This is a genomic window from bacterium, from assembly GCA_030019025.1.
In the GTDB taxonomy this organism is placed as follows: Bacteria; Hydrothermota; Hydrothermia; order UBA1063; family UBA1063; genus UBA1063.
The window spans coordinates 98,226-117,012 of the sequence record JASEFR010000001.1 but is presented as its reverse complement, the minus strand read 5'-3'; the positions used below and the strand labels follow the sequence as shown (position 1 = coordinate 117,012).

The window sequence follows — 18,787 nt, the reverse complement described above, 5'->3', positions numbered from 1 at the left end:
ATATCCCTGTGGCATAGTATGGAACTTGAATGAAAACTTAGATTCAGGGGTCTTTGTTTCGTATTGCGAAGTAAGCCTAAGATTTTCCCATAATTTTTCTTCTTTATCCTCGCCTGATTGAGCACGGTTCTCTTCCAATTGCCTGTCAGTAAGTCCTCCAGGGAAAAGATTTTTCTTTTTCGTGGCATCAAGGGAGAAAATCATAATGTCTTTTTCATATATAGGGAAGGAAAACTTACCATAAAAGGTTCTGATGTCGTAATCCTCCTCCTCTCGCCATCCTTTACCTTTTCTTCTACTATCTCCTCAATTAAATCTCTGAACCTTTTTTCATTCTTTTCTTCAAGTGCCCTTGAAGAAGCCTCAATCCCATCAAGTATCATAAATAGTGCCTCCAGTTTATTCCTTGGTTTAGGACCAGGGTAACGAAACTTATTGGCATCGACTTCGCCATACAATCTAAGAGCCTTTTTGTAAAAAGAATACATTACCGACGTTCCATGATGAGTTTCAATGACTCCTATAACCTCATCGGGAAGTCTATAGGACTTTGCCAGATTCACACCATCAAGTACGTGGGATTTCAGAATTTGCACACTCATCTCAGGAGAAAGCATATCATGGGGATTTTCGCCAGAAATCTGATTTTCTATGAAAAATACAGAGTGAAGCTTTTTACCTATATCGTGATATAAGCCAGCAACCCTTGCCAGCAATGGACTTATCCCAATTATAGGGGCAATCCTGGCGCCCATTTCAGAAACCCTCAAACTATGCTCAAAAGTACCAGGAGCTTCTTCTTGAAGGCTTACAAGCAAAGGGTGGTTTACGTTAGAAAGTTCGAGAAGAACAAAATCCGTCGGATACCTGAGTATTCTTTCAAACACCAGAATGAGCAATATAACAAGTAAAACAGAAATTACACTGAGAACAGCAAAATCTATAAAATAGTTGGAAAAGCTCCCACCCCATACTTTTCTGGCTGCAAGGGAAACCAGAAAAGTTAACACGATAAAACCAATAAGGGTAATAAAATAATCCCACCTTCTTTTAATATGCTCACCCGCGAGGATGGAAAATACCCCAAAAACCGAATTTACGAAAAAAGACTCGTAAAAATTCGGCTTAAAATATGGAAAAAATATAAGAAGAGAACCAAGAAAAAGGGCAAAGGCGTTTAAAAATCCTCCAAAAAAGGCTACTAACATCAAAGAGGCTGGAAAAATGAAAAAAAGATGAGGTTTGTGGAAAAAGTGACCAAAATGGGGAAAGGCTATTAACATAAGGTATGCAAACAAAAATACTATTGTTACCCTACTATCGTTCTTAAAACTTAAACTCTGTACGGCCCAAAAATAGCCGAAAGTGAAAGCAAAAATCAAGTAAAGTACGAAAAATGCAAGTTCAAAACGCTTTGAGCGGGCATCCATTGTAGGATCAATCCTTTCAATTCGTAAAGTTGTATCCTTTATCGCGCCAGCTATTTCAATGTTTGGTCTTAGAAAAGGCTCAACTAACTTGAAAACCTCTTCTTTTTTAGCCTCTTCCAAATTTAATTCATTCAGAAAATTCTTTACCTGATCCCGAAGTTCAGAAACACTAAGAAGGGAATCCCCAGTCAATCTTCTGAGAGTTCCATTCTTTTTAAAATAAATTGTATCCATCCTTGCCAGTAGTTCGTCTTTTACAACGGGCTTACTGAGGAGAAATTCCACAAAATCAAAAAGCGGTAAAAACTCAGGGCCAAGTGAATCAGAAAGTTGCCTTAAAGCATCGAAATCTACTTCCACTCTCGAGAAATAAGGGAAAGTACTTATTTCTACTCTCTTTTGAATTACCGGAAATTTGACATCTGTCTCAAATATCCCGCACTTTATTCCGAGATTTACCAGTGAGACGAGAGTTAAAGAGAGCAAAAGGGAAAAAATTAAAAAAGGAAGCTTAACCTTCTTTTCCCTTTTCTTTCTTGACAGTCGTCTTATTTTCAAATTTTTCATAAGCTTCCACAATTTCTTTTACAAGCCCATGGCGAATAACGTCCTCTGAAGTGAAATAAATAAAGGCAATGCCATTTATCCCTTTCAAAACCGACTGGATCTCTACAAGCCCCGAAGTTTCATGCCCAGGCAAGTCAATTTGAGTAATATCACCGGTTAAAACCAGTTTGGAACGAGGCCCGAGTCTTGTTAGGAACATTTTCATCTGTACCGCCTTGGTGTTCTGAGCCTCATCAAGGATAACGAAGGCATCAGAAAAAGTTCTACCCCTCATATAAGCGAGGGGCGCGATTTCGATGACACGGGTATCTATATATCTTTTGATGGTCTCAGCAGGTAAAAGCGCGTATAAAGCATCATAGAGTGGAGTTAAATAAGGATTTATTTTTTCCTGAAAGTCACCAGGCAGAAAACCAAGGGACTCCCCAGCCTCTACTGCAGGCCTTGTTAATATAATTTTTTCAACAAGATTTTTTCTAAGGTAGTTTATTGCTGCTGCCACTGCAAGAAAAGTTTTACCGGTTCCAGCAGGGCCAATCGCAACAACAATGTCGTTCTCGTCAATCAATCGAATATATTCCTTTTGGTTTGGGGTTCTAAGCTCTATCCTTTTCTTGGGCGTAATCAGAAAACTTTTGGAATCATCGTCTCTGCTTTTCGCATGTTCCAGCTCCCACTTCATAATCTCTCTAATTTCACCTTCTTCAATCTTATGCCTTTTTTTTATTTCTTCTTTCAATATGTGTATTACCTGTGTTAAAAGTTCTACTTCTTCGGGCGATCCCCTTAACCTCAGCTCGTCACCACGAACAACTATTTCTGTTGAAGTCCTACTTTTCAGGAATTTGATGTTAGAATCGTTAACCCCTAAAAACTCAACAGGGTTAACGTCACCTATAAAAATAATTTTTTCAACCTTTTCCATTATCCTCCCGTCTTTAAATTTTTAATGAAAATTGGGGGATACCAAAGGGCGGTATCCCCCAATTTTTTTTCGACATTCTCTAATTATCTTGGTATCTTTAATACTTGTTTCGGGTAGATAAGGTTAGGATCCTTTATCTGATCTTTATTGGCTTCGTAAATGTTCGTCCAGAGTCTTGGATTATTGTAAATCCATGTGAATCCAGCTATTTTCCACAGGCAATCACCGGGTATTACCTCGATCTCTGTGACAATACCATGGGGTATCTTCAACACCCAGCCTGGATAGATAAGGTTAGGATCCTTTATAAGGTCTCTATTGGCTCTGTAAATTCTCGGCCATGCTTTCCAATTATTGTAAATATACCTTTGGGCAGCGATCTTGCTTAGATAATCGCCCTTCTGAACTGTATATTCTAATGGATATTTTGCAATTTCAGCTTTCAGTTCAGCAATTTCATTCTGAATCGCAGCAATCTTAGCATCAAGGTCAGATTCTTCATTAATCAATGCATTGTATTTTGCTTCAAGATCAGAAATCTCCTGATTCAAGTTTGCAACTTTTGCTCTGCATTCTTCCAACATCTGAAGGGCTTCTTTTTCTGTAAGCTTTTTCTGCTCAGCCCTAAGGGCAGGTGTTAAAAGCATCAAAACAGCAAATAATGCAATTATCCTCTTCATATCAACACCTCCTTAGTAACCTTTCTCAAGAACTTCATGAAGCCAGTAGCTCAAAGAATCTCTTTCAGCCTCAAGCTGGGAAAGCTGTGCCTTCTTTTCCTCTATGCTCGCGTTCTTAGCTTCAATATTCGCCTGAAGTTCAGCCTTATTCTGCTCTGCGGATTGTAGAGCATTATTACACTCCTCTAATTGTGCCAGTGTTTGTTTGGTGGCCTTTTTTGGCCCACATCCGGCCAAAAGAAGGGCACCAACTATTAATATCATGCCCAATTTTTTATACCTCATCAAAAACCTCCTTTTGTCGTAATATATTTATAACTCAAATCCCTCATTTTGTCAAGTATTTTTACTTTGCCTTCGGTATTATGCAGAGAAAAACAAGTTCTACATCGCTTTTGTTTATAAACTGGTGATTCACATCGGGTGGAACAAAGGCAACCACCCCTGGAGCAAGGGGATACTCTTTATCCCCAATTTTTACAACACCGCTACCACTTAGAACATAGACCTCATGTTCGTAAGGGTGGCTATGATAGGGAGTATATCCCCCCTTTTCAACCCGAAACATTCTAAGGTAAAAATTCGGTGCTCCATCCTTTTCGGCTACAAGCCACCTTATAAAGACATTCTTTGCCCCCTCCATCTCTACCGGGCTTTCCTGCACTTCACTAAAATGAACTACCTTCTCCTTCATCATCCCTTCTCCTTTTACATGAATATATTTTAAATGTTTTGGAATGAAAAGAAAAATTAGTAATCACTCAACTAATCAAACTTTCTCCGTTATAATTTTACTGTGATCGCAAGAGAAGGATTAAAAATAATTTTAGTTCTTAGTTCTCTAACCTTTTTGTGTCTTTTTTTAAGAAATTACTTTATTTTGGCGATCTTCGCTTTTTTACTTCTCTTTACCCTATTCTTTCTTCGCGACCCCAAAAGAGACATTAAAAGTGAAGAAGACAAGATAGTTTCGCCTGCCGATGGGAAGATTATTGAAATTAACCACGAAAATGGAAAGGCTATAATCTCCATATTTATGTCCATAACCGATGTCCACGTTAACCGTGTTCCACTCTCGGGCAAAGTCATCTCCATTAGAAGAAGTGGCAGGAAATTCATGCGAGCTTTCCTAAAAGAGGCAGACTTCCATAATGTACAATGTGAAACAATCATCCTATCGCCAGTCATTGGGGAATACAGCGTTATACAAATTTCAGGTATCATAGCAAGGCGCATTGTCAACAACTTAAAAGCAGGGATGGAAGTAAAAACGGGGCAAAGAATGGGCATAATTCTTTACGGTTCTAAAGTTAAAGTAATTTTGCCCGAGGATAAGGTAGAAGTCTTCGTCAAAGAAGGAGAAAGGGTAAAAGCAGGCATTACCTACATCGCGGGGATAAAGTAAAAATGAACATACCTACTTTATTTACCTTCCTAAACCTTTTTTCTGGTTTTATGGCAATCATCGCCATATCTGAAATGAAAATGGAGTCCGCTCTCTGGTTCATTGTATTTTCGGCCATCTTTGACTTTATAGATGGTAAAATGGCACGACTTTTTAAAACTAACTCAAAGTTGGGGCCACAGGTTGACTCACTGGCCGACGCAGTTTCTTTTGGAGTCGCTCCTTCTTTTTTTATATACAGTTTTGTTGTGTTCCCCCTTGGAAAATTCACCCCCTTTTCTCTTCTACCTTTTGTTTACCTTTCAGCAGTTGTAATGCGGCTTGCCCGCTTTAACGTCATCGGAGAAGATTCTCAAAAGGAATTCTACTACGGGCTCTCATCACCCATATCGGCCCTTTTCTTAATTTCCTTTATTTCTTCCCTTCACAGATTCTTCCCATCTTTTCTGTTCGAAAAAGAGGTAACGGCGGGTATGGTTCTCATCCTAAGCCTCTTGATGCTCAGCAAGATAGAATTTCCTGTGTTCAAGAAGACTAAAAAAGCTGAAAAAATACAAATCGTCTTCTTTATCACAGGGCTCCTGCTATTGGTTTACTTCAAATACCTTTTCCTATTTGTGGCCATCTTGTTTTACATAATTGGTGGAATAATTCGTTATCTTTTAACAAGAGAAGACGATGAGTGAACTGGATTTAACCTGTGTCATACTCACATTAAATGAAGAAGAAAACATAAAAAGAGCAATAGAAAGTGTAAAAGATCTTTCAAAGAAAATTCTGGTTATTGACTCAGGCAGTAAAGACAAAACTGTGGAAATTGCGAAAAACCTGGGAGCCGAATGCATCTTTAAGGAGTTTGTTAATTACGCAGAACAGAGAAACTACGCACTAAATCTTGTCAAGACGGAATGGGTTCTTTTCCTCGATGCAGACGAAGTTATTTCTGAAGAGCTTAAAAAAGAAATCATAAAAAAGCTTAAGGAGAATCCTGATGTAGATGGATTTCTCATCCCCAGAAAAAACTGGTATCTCGGTAACTTCCTCAAATGCTGGAGCCCCGACAGGCTCTTGAGATTATTTAGAAAAGATAAAGGAAAATGGAAAGGAGAAGTTCATGAGAAAGTAGAAATTAAAGGGAAAATAGGAATCTTGAAGAACCCGATCCTTCACTACCCTTTCAAAGACCTGTATCACCAATACTCAAAAAATTTAAGATATGCAAAAATGCTCGGCGAGGAAAAGTTCAAAAAAGGGGAAAAAGCAACCCTTTTTGACCTTACGATAAGGCCATTCCTAAACTTTCTAAAACACTATCTTTTGAAAGGGTGTATCTTTGAGGGAAAACGAGGCCTTATTTTTTCGTTATTTTATCTTCAATACACTTTCCAAAAATATTCAATATTATTCGAAAAACAAGTTCATCTTAAAGGAAAATAGCGCAAAATTTTTGCGCGTAAAACCACTTAAATTGACTGTTCGGACATTTTCCCAATAAAATATTACACACACAAATAAGGAGGGTATCATGGCTAAGAAGGTAAGAATAGACCCTGATCTCTGTGTGGGTGATGCAATATGTACTGATATTGCTCCCGATGTTTTCTACATGGGAGACGACGGTCTCGCCCATGTCAAAGAAGGGATGGAAATGACTGGTGATAGGGCGGATGTTCAGGAAGCTGCAGAACAGTGCCCTGGAAGCGCAATAATTATTGAATAGTAAGAAAAATAGTAGAGTCCTAAACCACCCCCTCCTGCCCCAGGGAGAACTTTCCCTGGGGTTTATTTTTAAAATGTGTGAAAAATAAGATGAAACAGGAAACCTTTGTAGATCTTGTAAAAATAATCGTCAAGGCCGGAAAAGGTGGAGACGGGTTAGTTCATTTTTTGAGAGAAAAATTTAAACCTTTCGGCGGACCCGATGGTGGTGATGGGGGCGATGGGGGAAGCGTATACGCCATTGGCGACAGGTCACTAAAAACTCTGCTCGATTTTAAGTACAAAAGAATCTACGAAGCAGAAGATGGGAAAAATGGAGGACCAAACAACAGAACGGGGAAAAAGGGTAGAGACCTTTTTATAAAAGTACCCCTTGGAAGCATTTTTTATGACAGTGAAACGGGCGAATGCTTGGGAGAAATTGTTGAACACGGTCAAACACTACTTCTTGCAAGAGGTGGAAAAGGAGGAAGAGGAAATACCCGATTTGCAACCCCTACTAATAGGGCACCAAGAGTTGCTGAGAAAGGCACCGAAGGTGAAAAAAGAACAATCAGAATTGAGTTAAAACTACTTGCTGACATTGGTATCGTTGGCCTGCCAAACTCAGGGAAGACAACTCTCCTCAACTCCTTAGTGGGGACCAAGGCTAAAACAGGTGATTATCCCTTTACCACCTTAGCACCAAACTTGGGTGTTTATAATGAGGATTCTGGGCTAAGGTTTGTTTTAGTAGATATTCCGGGAATAATTAAAGATGCCCATAAAGGAAAGGGGTTAGGTCTTGCATTCCTCAGACATATTGAAAGGACGAGAGTTTTACTGATCCTCTTAGACTCTTCCCAGGGCGATCTGGAGGAACAATACAACACAATCTTGAACGAACTTCATTCTTATAAACCAGAATTGCTCCAAAAATCAAGAATTATTGCTGTTAACAAAATAGACCTCGTTCAGCCCACACCTTCACTGAACGTCAACGAAGAGGTATACTATATATCAGCCTTAAAAGAAATCGGACTTGAAGAATTAAAAAGGGGGATTGAAACATGCATAAGGAAGATAAAAGCCGAAAATATATGACAGTTCAGGAAGTTGAACAGCTTTTGAAATCAAACAACCTTTTAGAAAGATTTAAAGCAGTTGAATTACTTAAAGAAAGGAAAAACTTAGAGAGGCTTTTATCACTTATATACTTAGAAAGCTGGCACTTAAGGGAAAAAGTGCAGGAGGCTCTTTCTCAATTTACCCTTGCCGAACTTAAAGATAAACTTTTACCGCTTCTTGATGAAAAAATCTGGTTTGTAAGGGCTGCGGCAATTAATGTTCTTGGAAATTTAGCGGTTAAAGAACTTGAAATTACAGAGTCGGAAAGCGAAAGTCCCTTACCGAATGAAGAGATGTTTGAAGAAACAAAAATGCCTAAGAAATACGAAGAAATAGTAGAAATTTTTGACTTGATACTACCACATCTTTCTGAAAAAAACGAGGTAGTAAGAGCAAGTGCTGCTCGGGCCATTGCACGTATCTTGACCTTTATACCCCCTTTGAAAGCTAAACTATCAGGTGAACAAAACGTTATTATAGAAAACCAGTTAAGAGAAATGAAGGAGTTTGACCTGCTCCACAAAATCTTAAATCTGTGAAGATATTAGAATCACTTTACCCAATTTATAGTTTGCATCCTTCTGGTTTTAAAACCTTAAATCTACTGCAACATCTTGAAGAAGCCAACGTGATATTACTCCTTTTGGATATTGAGAACGGAAAAATCATAGAAGAAGAAGTAAACTCCTTTCCGGGATTTAAGGCCCATGCTTTTGACGAAAACATAGAAAATAAAATAACCTCTCCACAAAAGAACCTAATAATTGTAAAGGACCGGCAAGAACTCAGTTATGTAAAAGAAATTCTTTCAACGCTTACCTTTTTCAAAATAAAGCAGGGCGATGAGCTAAGCCTTTCATATATTCTTGACCTTCTCTCTGAGAAGAATTTTGAAAGAACAAACGTTGTTGAAAACCATGGAGAATTCGCCGTCAGGGGTGGAATCTTGGACATCTACTTACACGGTGGATCAGAACCGATAAGACTCGAATTCTCTGGGAACAAGGTTTTGTCAATAAGGATTTTTGATCCTGAAACTCAAAGATCAGTGAAGTCTCTAAGTGAGGTTGCACTATTTGGCATGAAAGGAAAACCTAAAAGCGACACGAGCCTTAAAGTGATTGAAGAGATTGAGGGAAACTCACCCTTTCATGTGTTACATAATTTCAACTATTTAGGCAACATTGAACTTTTAAGGAGCGAAATAGATAGATTAAAAAAAGAAGGCTACAAGGTCTATTTCTTTTCTTTCGGTGAAAACAAAGAAAAATTTTTTGAAGAACTCTTAAAATGTCAAATAATACAAGGAAAAATCTACAACGGATTTATTTTCCCGGTTGAAAAGATTGCTGTATTCACTGAGACTGAATTAAGAGGCATAAAACATCGACGATGGATACGAAAAGAACACTATGGGGAGAAAATTGAGGATTATACGGACCTCAAAGTGGGCGATTACCTCGTCCACCTGGATTTTGGTATCGGCCGATTTGCAGGTTTAGAAAGAATAGAAATTGAAAACATAAAGTATGACACACTTAGAATTGAATACAAAGATGGGGTTGTAAATATTCCCGTACACAATCTTTCAAAGGTCGAAAAGTACGTTGGTGAAGAAGGAGAAAAAATTGAAATCTCGGCTCTCGCTTCCCCCCGCTGGCAGGTAAAAAGGGCAAAAGTTCTGCTTGAAACTTATAAATTCGCAATGGAATTGTTAAAAATACATTCTTATAGAAAAAAAGAAAGGGGCTTTATATACAAGCCTGCTCCGGAACTGGAATACAAACTTTACACAGAATTCCCTTATGAAGAAACGGAAGGACAAATCAGAGTTATGGAAGAGATTTTTGAAGATATGGAATCTCCAAAAATTATGGACAGACTGGTTGCAGGGGAAGTTGGATTCGGTAAAACCGAGATAGCATTAAGAACAGCCTTTAGAGCCGCTGTTAATTCTTTCCAAACCGTCGTGCTCGTTCCGACGACACTATTAGCATTACAACATTATACTAATTTTACAAAGAGGCTTGCCAATTATCCAGTCAAAGTAGCAATGCTTTCAAGGCTAACCCATCCGAAAGAAAGGGAGGAAATTCTCAAGGGACTTGCTGAAGGTGAAATCGATATCGTTATAGGAACTCATTCTCTTTTAAGAAGCGACATAAGTTTCTTAAATTTGGGCTTACTTATAATTGACGAAGAGCATCGATTTGGTGTGGAAGACAAGGAACTGATAAGGCAAAAGTTCCCTATGGTTGACACCCTGAGGCTAACTGCAACTCCCATACCCCGAACTCTTTACATGAGTCTTGGCAAAATTTATGACCTTTCCATTCTTGACACCCCACCACCGGGAAGAGAAGCAGTTGAGACATACGTAGGGAAATTTGACAGAGAAATCGTTGAGCATGCAATACAGTTTGAAGTTGAAAGAAATGGAAAGGTATTTTTTGTTAACAACCGTATCAGTGGTATAAAAGAGATTGTGAGAATGCTTGAAGAGATGTTTCCAGACCTTAGGATCGGCTACGCTCATGGAAGAATGCCTAAGAATATACTTGAAGATATTTATATAAACTTCTATCTGGGGGCTTACGATATTCTCGTTTCTACACCAATTATCGAAGCAGGCGTAGATTTTCCGGAAGCCAACACAATCATCATAAATAATGCCCATACCTTTGGATTAGCCGACTTACATCAGCTTCGTGGAAGAGTAGGCAGGGGTATTAAAAAGGGGTATGCCTATTTTCTCACCCCCTCAGAAATATCGGAAGAGGCTAAAAAGAGACTCTCGATAATTGAAAAATATTCCGAACTTGGGTCTGGTTTTAAGATAGCAATGAAGGACCTTGAACTCAGAGGGGCAGGCGAGATTCTTGGGAAAAAGCAGCACGGTTTTGTAAGAACAATTGGCCTTGAAATGTTTTTCAGATTATTAGAACAGGCAATTTTAGAACTTGAAGGCCAGAAATTCGCAGAAAAAGATATAAAGGTAAAAACTGAGGCTTATATTCCGTACAACTACATTGAAAATGAAAATATAAGGCTATCCTTCTACAAAAAGCTTGCAGATGCTAAAACAGAAGAGCAACTTAAAAAATTGAAAGAAGAACTCCTTGATAGATTTGGCCCTATTCCCCCCGAAGTCGAAGAACTCTTTTATGTACAAAGAATTAAAATTTTGACAGCAAGCAAGGAAAACGTAAAAGGCGTAGTAATCGGGCCCTCTGAATTGATTTTTGAAACCGATGAGGGAACTAAAAAGTTCAAAAGAGGCCTCGATATTGAATTCTTGAGAAAGTGGGCTTAAACTTTTGCTAAACAAAGGTGGAGGTGTTTATGTTAAGAAAATTATTTTTTGCCGGGCTAATTATTTCGATTAGCCTAATGAGCTGTAAAAAGGAAAAAGGCAAAGTAATTGCAAAAATTGACGGTATAACCATTACTGAACAGGAATTGGATATACAAACTCCAGAAGGTTTTAAAGGTGACCCGAGAGTTAGAGACGAGATATTAAAACAGTATGCAAAAGAAGTTTTACTTTACAAAGCATCTAAGGATGAAGGTCTATTAAATAGAGAAGACCTAAAAGCCCAGATCAAAGTGACAACGATTAAAGTGGTAAGTCAATACTATTTGAATGAGAAACTTCAAAATGTGAATGTAACCGAAAATGAGATAAATCAAGAGTTGCAAAAAACCAGGCCATATTTCTCGAAAAAGATTGATATGGTGGTTTTGTACTATGCCGACCCATCTAAAGCCGCTCAGTACAGAGAAATTTTATACAATCCATACCCCGTTATTGTCTCAGAAGTAAACAAACTCAATCCACAGGAAGTTCAGGTTGCGCCTTTGAGTGAAAATTTAGGAGTCATCTATTACACTTATGGAGAAAACCTTTTTAATACCATAAACAACTTAAAGATTGGAGAAATTTCTGAGCCTGTACCCCTCGAGCAATCTGGTTACTATGCACTAATAAAAGTTTTAAACATTAAAAAAGACGAAATTAGTGAAAATGAAATAAAAGATTTTCTTTACAAAGCTTTAGTTTCGTTGAAACAAATCCAGCTCAGAGACTCTATTTTGAGCGCATTACAGACCAAGTATAAATTCTCGGAGGTAAATACAAAATGAGAAAGGGTGCTTTTATTGCCTTGCTTTTTTCCGGTTTTATATATGCCCAAACAGCTACTATTGAGGATAAAGTAGTCGCAAGAGTTGGTGACGAAGTGATAACACTCTCAGAACTAAACGAACTTTACGAAAATTACAAAAATTTCTACCCAAATCTAAGTGAAAAGGAACTTAAACAATCAATACTACATGAATTGATAAATAACAAACTAATCTTACAGACAGCCAAAAAGGATACAACCATTGCAAGGCCAGGAGCAGAAGAAATAAATCGGGCCCTTGAAGAGAGGATTAAGCTATTAGAACAGCAATACGGGACTGAAAACTTCGAAGAAATACTCAAAAGCCAAGGTCTCACAAGAGAAGCCCTTAAGGAGATGTACAGAGAAAATATTTCGGATGAAATCCTTGTACAAAGGTACATAGATAAATACGTAAGGCCTAAAATACAAGTCACCCCTCAGGAAATAAGAAACTTTTACGATCAATACAAAGACTCCCTTAAAGAACCTGACCTTTATAGAATTTCCCACATTTTAATAAAGGTGAGTGTGGATTCTGCTCAAGAATCAGCGGCTCTCAAGAAAGCCCAATCACTTTACAATCAGATAAAGAAAGGGGCTAACTTTGAAGACTTAGCTAATAGATATTCTGATGATAGAGAATCCGCATCATACGGTGGAAAAATAGGTACGATACCCAAAAACTTCTTTCCACCTGAAGTACAAGAAAAGCTGGATAAATTAAACCCTGGAGAGGTATCGGAACCAATTAGGGGAGATTATGGCTATCATATTTTTAAACTGTTAAACAAGACGCAAAATACTTACGAATTGAAACACATTCTAGTAAAAGTAGAGCCAAAAGCAGAGGAATGGAATAAAGCTTATCAAAAAGCACAATCCATAAAAAACAAAATCGAAGTCCAGAAACAGGACTTTGAAACTTTGGCAAAAACTTATTCTGATGATGAGGATACAAAAGACTTGGGCGGGGACCTCGGCTGGATACCTTATACCAATCTGCCTAACGAATTTAAACAAAAACTATCCAATGCAAAAGTTGGTGATATCCTCATCATTAAGGGACAAAATGGCTATCACGTGGTAAAGGTGAACGACATAAAAATAGGTAAAACCCCCGAATTCTCCGAAGTACAAAACAACATCAAGCAATACATTGAAAATATTAAACTGCAGGAAGAATTAGCTAATCTCATAGAAGACTTAAAGAAAAAGACATTTATTGAAATAAAAGAATTTTGAGGATAGACCTTTTCCTGAAAAAGGTTGGCATCTTAGATTCTCGGTCAAAGGCAAGGAATTTAGTTATAAAAATAAATGGAATAGAGAAAAAACTTTCCTATGAGGTAAAAATAGGTGACGAGATTGAAATCCTCAGAAAAGACGGGGAATACTTGAGATTTCAAGTACTTAACATTCCTTCAAAAAATGTCCCAAGAGATAAGCGCGATCTTTATTTTAAAATCTTAGAAAAAGGAAGAACAACCCACTTTTTACAAAGGGAGGAAAACTTCTTGAAATGGCTCTTCGAAAATCACTGATTTTAATCACACTTTTTACTACTTCCTGTGCCTATTTTAATACCTTTTACAACATAAAAATATACTTCAAAGAGGCAGAAAAAATCTATAAAGAGCAAGGTCAACTAACCCGTGAAGCTACAACCCGCTACAACAAAGTTATAGAAAAAAGTTCTAAAATTTTCGAATATTACAAATCCTCACAATATGTAGACGATGCTCTATTTTACACCGCAATTGCTTATAAAAGGCTGGGCAATTATACACAAGCAAAAATAAAATTTGAAGAGCTATTCAAATACTTCCCAGATTCAAAATACCACAAAAAAGCCCTTTTGGAATATATTGACCTCTTAATTTTGATAAACTATACAGATGAAGCAATAACAGCAATAAAGAGAAATCCTGAACTAACAAAGGACCCTGATTTTCTTGTAGTAAAAGCTAAACTCCTTTACGCCAATGGTGAATATCGCGACCTCTTAAACCTCGTAAAGGAAAACTGGAAAACACTGCAAAAGAACCCTTCGAGGAAAATGATATACACCCTTGCCTTGGATTGCGCAGTAAAGGTTGGAGATACCGATATAGCAGAAAATCTTTTGAGACAGCTGGAAAAACTTGCTGTCAGTGATAATGAAATGGTATATCTGCTTACTACCAGAGCGGATTTACTTGCAAAAAAAGGAGATTACGAGCAAAGCGTCAAAGTACTTGAAGAGGCTGTCTTTCCTGAAAATTCGCTTCAGTACCGAATCGTAAAGTATGAAAAAGCGAGGATACTGACACAGAGAGGTCTTTATGAACAAGCCTTAACCGAGCTAAAAAGCATTGAAGAAACCTCTATTAGGGATTCAGTTTATTTCAAATCACTTTTCCTTAAAGGGAAAATCATGGAAACGCTGGACAGCTTAAACTTAGCTCTTTCTATATATCAGGACTTAAGAAACTTCCCTATACCTCAAAGCATTAGAGAAGAGGTTGAATTAAGATACCGCACCATACTGGAAGTTTCATCGGACTCTCTCGGTGAATCCGACGAAAGCAAACTTCGCAAAGCAGAATTGTTTCTCTACGATCTCAAAAATCCTGAAAAGGCTTTGAAAATATACGAGGAATTAACGGATAATGCGAAAAGTGAGGAGGTGAGGCTAAAGGCCCTCTATGCTCAAATGCTGGTTTACCTCTTCCATTTAAATGAGAGGGAAAAAGCCAAGGAAATTGCAGAAAGGATAGTCACAGAATTTCCTCTAAGTACACAGGCTTCTAAGATTTTGGAATTAAACCTGTTGAATGTTAAAAAAGAATAACTTATAATTTTTTACATTATGGCACTTTTTAAGTCGAAAGAATCCGTTATTCTTTCTTACGTGTGGGATAATCCGACAATAACGAAAAATCTTCCCTTTGAAGAACAGCGGTTTCTCCTCGTTAAGATTCGACCGCTGGAATTGCCTTCCCTTCCTAAGGTAAACCTCATCCTCGTGCTTGACAAAAGCGCTTCGATGGAAGGAGACCCATTAGAAAACCTAAAAAAGGCAGTGAGGGAAATACTTCAAATTTTGGATGATGAAGACCACATAAGTATCATACTATTTGATTCGGAAGCCAGGGTCTTGGTTTCAAATACCCCCGCTTCTCACAGGAAAGAAATCCGAACAAGGGTTGAAGATATCTTTCCCATTGGGGGAACCTGCATAGACGAAGGAATCGACTTAGGTATTCAGGAGGCTGAAAAGTTCAGGGCTTCAGATGTGCTAAGCTGGATGATCTTGCTTACCGATGGTAAAAACGAACATGGGGACAATAAGCGCTGTTTAGATCTTGCCCGAGAGGCAAGAAAAAAGGGAATAAACATTTCCACTATTGGTTTAGGAAGAAAATGGGATCCTAAGCTACTCGAAGAGATTGCAGACCTCTCCGGCGGAAAAATGTATTTCGTGGAAAACCCAGAAGATTTAAAGGAGAGGTTCGTGAAGGAATTTCAAAGTATCAAAAATGTAGCTTACCGCGATGTATCATTGAAGGTCAGGTTGGAAAAAAATGTTCGAATGTCTGAGGTTTCTCCAGTTTTTTTAGTAACTCCTCAAATCAAGAAAATTGAACCACTATGGGATGGAATTCAATGGATAATTGAAATTGGAAATATTGAAAGAGATAAAGAAAAATTGCTCCTTTTCCAGCTCTTTATTTCGGAGCCAGAATCAAGCTACATCAATAAAATTTTTGATTACGAAATAGAATACAAAACAACGCTGGGTGAAAGACAAACCACTCAAACACATAACGTTGTACTTGAAGTAACGGAAAGTTATGTATCACAATTTAACGAAGAAGTTAGAGAAACCCTGGAGAGATTGAGCCTTTACATCCAGCAAGAACTGGCAGAACAATATATAGATGAGGGAAAACCACTGGAAGCCTTAACGATATTTCAAACGATGGTACAAACCGCTGTGAAGTTTGAAAGTGAAACCTTGAAAAAATTGGTTGAAGAAAACATCAAAAAGATAAAGGCTGAGGGGTCCTTGCCTGATGAATATAGAATAATGACAAAGTACGAAACCAAGATGGTGGAAGAATGAAGTGCCCTGTATGCGGTTTTCAAAATAAAAGCGGTGTCAAATTCTGCGAAAGATGCTTTTCAGCTCTTGACATATTCAGCGTTAAACCAGAAGAAGAAGGCATTTTCTGTCCGAACGGCCACTGGAATCCTTCAGGAGTAAAATTCTGCATAGTGTGCGGAGCACCAATTCAAAAGGCCGAAATTTTGATGAGTCCGTATGTTTTTGTCGACAAGGAAACGGGAGACCTTGTTTCTATTCCTTTGGCAGAAAATAATATCACAATGGTTATCATAGGCAGAAAAAGCAATGAGTTCACTCCTGATGTTGACCTTTCCTCTTTTAGAAACTCTGTAACAGTATCAAGAAGACATGCTAAGTTAACCATAGACAAAGAAAGTGGCGAAATAACTATTGAAGACCTCGGTAGCACCAATGGGACCTATATTAACGGAGAACGATTAGAACCTCAGAAACCTTATAAACTTCACCCAGGTGATGTAGTGAGTTTTAGCAAAAAACTGCATTTAGTCTTTGAGGTTAGGGAGCTATGAGGCTTTTGAAGTGTCCAAGATGCAATACTTTCAATGCGATGGAAGCGGAAAAGTGCGTCATATGCGGTTTTGAACTCAACTCAAAATTTTGCCCCAAATGCGGAACTAAGGTAGAATTAACCGCTGAAGTATGTCCTAACTGTGGGTTTAATCTCGTGCGTCTTTTTTTTACCCCCTTTCCTTTGAAAGAAATTGTAGATAAAAAATACAAGATTCTCTCGAAGGAAAGATTTGGAAGAATACTTCAGGAAGTGAATCCAAATCTAACTAAACTCCTTGTAGAATCACCAATTCAACGCTTTTATGCGTCTTCAGGCAACCTCGTTGACATAATCGAAGTTGAACCCAAAGAATACGTTCCAGTAATTGAAAAACCCCAGGAAATAAAAGAAATAAGACAAATTTGGGATGAAAACGGCGATAAAGGAAAAATCGATTTTTTAAGAAAATTGATTCAACTGGTAATTACCCACAATCTTTTTTATCCTGACAAAATAGAAGAGGTAATTTTTGATGAAAGAAGTAGGCCTATTTTCCCGGTCTCCGCAGAGAGGAAAAAAGGGTTTATAAGTTCTGATGAGTTTATATGCAAAATTATCTCGGAGCTTAAAGGAGCAAAAGATTCGCTGTGGGAAAAGAAAAAAAGTGAGATTATAAAAGAGAAATGCGATTTAGTATTGCTAAAAAAATGGTTCAAGGAATTAGAACAAAAATTTAGAGCACCAAAAATAAGATACGCAGGAATAAGCGATAAGGGACCTGCCAGAGCAAACAACGAAGATGCAATCCTTTTATTCCACACCAACTGGGAATCCCATATCAAAGAAACCTCCGAAACGTATCAGCGGTATCTTTTTGTTCTTTCAGATGGTCTCGGCGGACATGAAAAGGGAGAAATTGCCGCAGAGCTAATTATTGAAGGGATTAAAAAAGAGTTCATAAAAAACCTTATACCTAAGAAACAAATCCAGCTGGAAGACGTAATTGATTCCCTTCAAGTTGTAAACAATCGCGTTTACTCATTGAATCTTGACAAGGACAGTCAGACTGACAAAATGGGAGGAACTGTTTCTGGAGTAATTGTTGACAATGGAAGATTTATAGTCTTCAACGTAGGAGATTCACCTATTTTCATTTTTTCCGATAACATAATAACGGAAATCTCAACAAGAGATGTATCAAACACCAAAGCTAAAGCAATCACACAGGCAATAGGGGTCAAGGATTCAGAAAGTATTAAAATACACATCGATGAATTGAACACGCCTGAATCGAAGTTTAAAATTCTAATCTGCTCCGATGGCCTTACAGATGTTATAGAGCCTGAGGAGATCAAAAAAGTTATTGATGAGAAAGAGGATTTAGAGGAAGTTTGTGCAAAGCTTATTCGGGAAGCGTATAAGAGAAAGACAACGGACAACGTTAGTATAATATTGATTGAGGCTGAAAGGGAAACTGTAATAGGTAAGACACAATGAAAAGGTGTCCAAAGTGTGGTAAAGAAAATTTAGACAATGCAGTTTTCTGCGCCTTCTGTGGCCAAAAGTTTGAAGAGTTAACTTGTAAAATATGTGGGGCGAGCAACCCTCCTCAGGAACTATTCTGCGTGAAATGTGGAAATCCACTTACTGAAACCCCTACAATTCTCGAAAACCGATACAAATTAATCAAAAAAATTGGAGTTGGCGGCTTTGGGAAGACTTTTCTCGCGGAAGATCTGCAACTCTTCGGGAAAAAGGTAGTGATAAAAGAGTTCAGCATGAACGTTAGTAAATTCGAAGAATTTGCCAAATACACCCAAAAGGAAGGAATGGTCCTTGCAAAGCTTAACCACCCACAAATTCCAAAAATCCACGGTTTTTCGGAAGATAAGAAAAGAGCAAAGATTTATCTCATTCAGGATTTTGTCGAAGGGAAAAATCTAAGGCAAATCCTTGCAGAGAGAAAAAAACTAGAAGAAGATGAAGCAGTAATTGTTTTAAAAGACGTTCTCGACATTCTTCACTATCTTCACTCCTTTAATCCACCGCTGGTTCATAGAGATATAAAGCCAGAAAACATAATAGTAGACCCTAATGGAAAGGCCTTCCTTGTGGACTATGGAGCAGTCATTGAATATCAGGCAGATCAGAAAGATAGGGAGATAATAT

21 protein-coding genes are annotated in these 18,787 nt (G+C 37.9%); 15 read left to right on the top strand and 6 right to left on the bottom strand.

What is annotated here, in order from left to right; translation table 11 throughout:
* From QMD82_00660 to QMD82_00635, 6 genes are all read right to left on the bottom strand, one after another.
* Positions 1–204, bottom strand: a 204-nt coding sequence (locus QMD82_00660; GenBank protein ID MDI6850438.1) for a hypothetical protein, incomplete at its 3' end; no start/stop codon positions are given.
* A complete protein-coding gene (locus tag QMD82_00655) occupies positions 201–1,997 on the bottom strand; it encodes an HDIG domain-containing protein (GenBank protein ID MDI6850437.1) in 1,797 nt (598 codons plus the stop codon). The genes QMD82_00655 and QMD82_00660, both read right to left, overlap by 4 nt.
* A complete protein-coding gene (locus QMD82_00650; GenBank protein MDI6850436.1) occupies positions 1,942–2,922 on the bottom strand; it encodes a PhoH family protein in 981 nt (326 codons plus the stop codon). The genes QMD82_00655 and QMD82_00650 overlap by 56 nt, the downstream gene beginning before the upstream one ends.
* A gap of 83 nt (positions 2,923–3,005) precedes the next feature.
* The gene (locus QMD82_00645; protein MDI6850435.1) at positions 3,006–3,602 is read right to left on the bottom strand and encodes a LysM peptidoglycan-binding domain-containing protein; all 597 of its coding nucleotides are present in this window, start codon (positions 3,600–3,602) and stop codon (positions 3,006–3,008) included.
* A gap of 12 nt (positions 3,603–3,614) precedes the next feature.
* Positions 3,615–3,887 carry a hypothetical protein gene (locus QMD82_00640; GenBank protein MDI6850434.1) on the bottom strand — a complete coding sequence of 91 codons (273 nt, stop codon included), beginning with the start codon at positions 3,885–3,887 and terminating at the stop codon, positions 3,615–3,617.
* 61 nt (positions 3,888–3,948) lie between these two features.
* Entirely contained in the window at positions 3,949–4,299 is a 351-nt protein-coding gene (locus QMD82_00635) for a cupin domain-containing protein (GenBank protein ID MDI6850433.1), read from the bottom strand.
* A 99-nt stretch (positions 4,300–4,398) separates the two neighbouring features.
* On the opposite strand from QMD82_00635, the gene QMD82_00630 reads away from it, so the two are divergent.
* The 15 genes from QMD82_00630 to QMD82_00560 all read left to right on the top strand — a co-directional run.
* The gene (locus tag QMD82_00630) at positions 4,399–5,007 is read left to right on the top strand and encodes a phosphatidylserine decarboxylase (protein MDI6850432.1); all 609 of its coding nucleotides are present in this window, start codon (positions 4,399–4,401) and stop codon (positions 5,005–5,007) included.
* 2 nt (positions 5,008–5,009) lie between these two features.
* Entirely contained in the window at positions 5,010–5,693 is a 684-nt protein-coding gene (gene pssA / locus QMD82_00625; protein MDI6850431.1) for a CDP-diacylglycerol--serine O-phosphatidyltransferase, read from the top strand.
* Positions 5,686–6,444 carry a glycosyltransferase family 2 protein gene (locus QMD82_00620; protein MDI6850430.1) on the top strand — a complete coding sequence of 253 codons (759 nt, stop codon included), beginning with the start codon at positions 5,686–5,688 and terminating at the stop codon, positions 6,442–6,444. Before pssA ends, QMD82_00620 begins: the two co-directional genes overlap by 8 nt.
* Before the next feature lie 88 nt (positions 6,445–6,532).
* A complete protein-coding gene (locus tag QMD82_00615) occupies positions 6,533–6,727 on the top strand; it encodes a ferredoxin (GenBank protein MDI6850429.1) in 195 nt (64 codons plus the stop codon).
* Positions 6,728–6,804: 77 nt separating this feature from the next.
* Positions 6,805–7,809 (top strand): GTPase ObgE, encoded by a 1,005-nt coding sequence (gene obgE, locus QMD82_00610; GenBank protein MDI6850428.1) that lies wholly within the window; start codon positions 6,805–6,807, stop codon positions 7,807–7,809.
* Complete coding sequence (locus QMD82_00605) at positions 7,776–8,372, top strand: hypothetical protein (protein MDI6850427.1); 597 nt, start codon at positions 7,776–7,778, stop codon at positions 8,370–8,372. The genes obgE and QMD82_00605 overlap by 34 nt, the downstream gene beginning before the upstream one ends.
* Positions 8,369–11,146, top strand: a complete 2,778-nt coding sequence (locus QMD82_00600; GenBank protein ID MDI6850426.1) for a helicase-related protein — start codon at positions 8,369–8,371, stop codon at positions 11,144–11,146. The genes QMD82_00605 and QMD82_00600 overlap by 4 nt, the downstream gene beginning before the upstream one ends.
* 29 nt (positions 11,147–11,175) lie before the next feature.
* Entirely contained in the window at positions 11,176–11,976 is an 801-nt protein-coding gene (locus QMD82_00595; GenBank protein ID MDI6850425.1) for a hypothetical protein, read from the top strand.
* Positions 11,973–13,241: a peptidylprolyl isomerase gene (locus tag QMD82_00590; GenBank protein MDI6850424.1), complete on the top strand. Its 1,269-nt coding sequence runs from the start codon at positions 11,973–11,975 to the stop codon at positions 13,239–13,241. Before QMD82_00595 ends, QMD82_00590 begins: the two co-directional genes overlap by 4 nt.
* A complete protein-coding gene (locus QMD82_00585) occupies positions 13,238–13,540 on the top strand; it encodes a S4 domain-containing protein (GenBank protein MDI6850423.1) in 303 nt (100 codons plus the stop codon). The genes QMD82_00590 and QMD82_00585 overlap by 4 nt, the downstream gene beginning before the upstream one ends.
* Complete coding sequence (locus tag QMD82_00580; GenBank protein MDI6850422.1) at positions 13,519–14,829, top strand: tetratricopeptide repeat protein; 1,311 nt, start codon at positions 13,519–13,521, stop codon at positions 14,827–14,829. The genes QMD82_00585 and QMD82_00580 overlap by 22 nt, the downstream gene beginning before the upstream one ends.
* 18 nt (positions 14,830–14,847) lie before the next feature.
* Positions 14,848–16,104 (top strand): VWA domain-containing protein, encoded by a 1,257-nt coding sequence (locus QMD82_00575; protein ID MDI6850421.1) that lies wholly within the window; start codon positions 14,848–14,850, stop codon positions 16,102–16,104.
* Positions 16,101–16,637 (top strand): FHA domain-containing protein, encoded by a 537-nt coding sequence (locus QMD82_00570; protein ID MDI6850420.1) that lies wholly within the window; start codon positions 16,101–16,103, stop codon positions 16,635–16,637. The genes QMD82_00575 and QMD82_00570 overlap by 4 nt, the downstream gene beginning before the upstream one ends.
* Positions 16,634–18,115, top strand: coding sequence for a protein phosphatase 2C domain-containing protein (locus tag QMD82_00565; protein MDI6850419.1), 1,482 nt, complete (start codon positions 16,634–16,636; stop codon positions 18,113–18,115). The genes QMD82_00570 and QMD82_00565 overlap by 4 nt, the downstream gene beginning before the upstream one ends.
* A partial coding sequence (locus tag QMD82_00560) for a serine/threonine-protein kinase (GenBank protein ID MDI6850418.1) occupies positions 18,112–18,787 on the top strand: 676 nt, incomplete at its 3' end. The genes QMD82_00565 and QMD82_00560, both read left to right, overlap by 4 nt.

Bases quoted from the DNA above. Each gene is read 5' to 3' on its own strand.
- QMD82_00580 (MDI6850422.1), top strand. From the start codon at position 13,519: ATGGCTCTTCGAAAATCACTGATTTTAATCACACTTTTTACTACTTCC.
- QMD82_00605 (MDI6850427.1), top strand. From the start codon at position 7,776: ATGCATAAGGAAGATAAAAGCCGAAAATATATGACAGTTCAGGAAGTT.
- QMD82_00565 (MDI6850419.1), top strand. From the start codon at position 16,634: ATGAGGCTTTTGAAGTGTCCAAGATGCAATACTTTCAATGCGATGGAA.
- QMD82_00590 (MDI6850424.1), top strand. From the start codon at position 11,973: ATGAGAAAGGGTGCTTTTATTGCCTTGCTTTTTTCCGGTTTTATATAT.
- QMD82_00575 (MDI6850421.1), top strand. From the start codon at position 14,848: ATGGCACTTTTTAAGTCGAAAGAATCCGTTATTCTTTCTTACGTGTGG.
- pssA (MDI6850431.1), top strand. From the start codon at position 5,010: ATGAACATACCTACTTTATTTACCTTCCTAAACCTTTTTTCTGGTTTT.
- QMD82_00635 (MDI6850433.1), bottom strand. From the start codon at position 4,299: ATGATGAAGGAGAAGGTAGTTCATTTTAGTGAAGTGCAGGAAAGCCCG.
- QMD82_00655 (MDI6850437.1), bottom strand. From the start codon at position 1,997: ATGAAAAATTTGAAAATAAGACGACTGTCAAGAAAGAAAAGGGAAAAG.
- QMD82_00640 (MDI6850434.1), bottom strand. From the start codon at position 3,887: ATGAGGTATAAAAAATTGGGCATGATATTAATAGTTGGTGCCCTTCTT.
- QMD82_00570 (MDI6850420.1), top strand. From the start codon at position 16,101: ATGAAGTGCCCTGTATGCGGTTTTCAAAATAAAAGCGGTGTCAAATTC.
- QMD82_00615 (MDI6850429.1), top strand. From the start codon at position 6,533: ATGGCTAAGAAGGTAAGAATAGACCCTGATCTCTGTGTGGGTGATGCA.
- QMD82_00650 (MDI6850436.1), bottom strand. From the start codon at position 2,922: ATGGAAAAGGTTGAAAAAATTATTTTTATAGGTGACGTTAACCCTGTT.
- QMD82_00645 (MDI6850435.1), bottom strand. From the start codon at position 3,602: ATGAAGAGGATAATTGCATTATTTGCTGTTTTGATGCTTTTAACACCT.
- QMD82_00595 (MDI6850425.1), top strand. From the start codon at position 11,176: ATGTTAAGAAAATTATTTTTTGCCGGGCTAATTATTTCGATTAGCCTA.
- QMD82_00620 (MDI6850430.1), top strand. From the start codon at position 5,686: ATGAGTGAACTGGATTTAACCTGTGTCATACTCACATTAAATGAAGAA.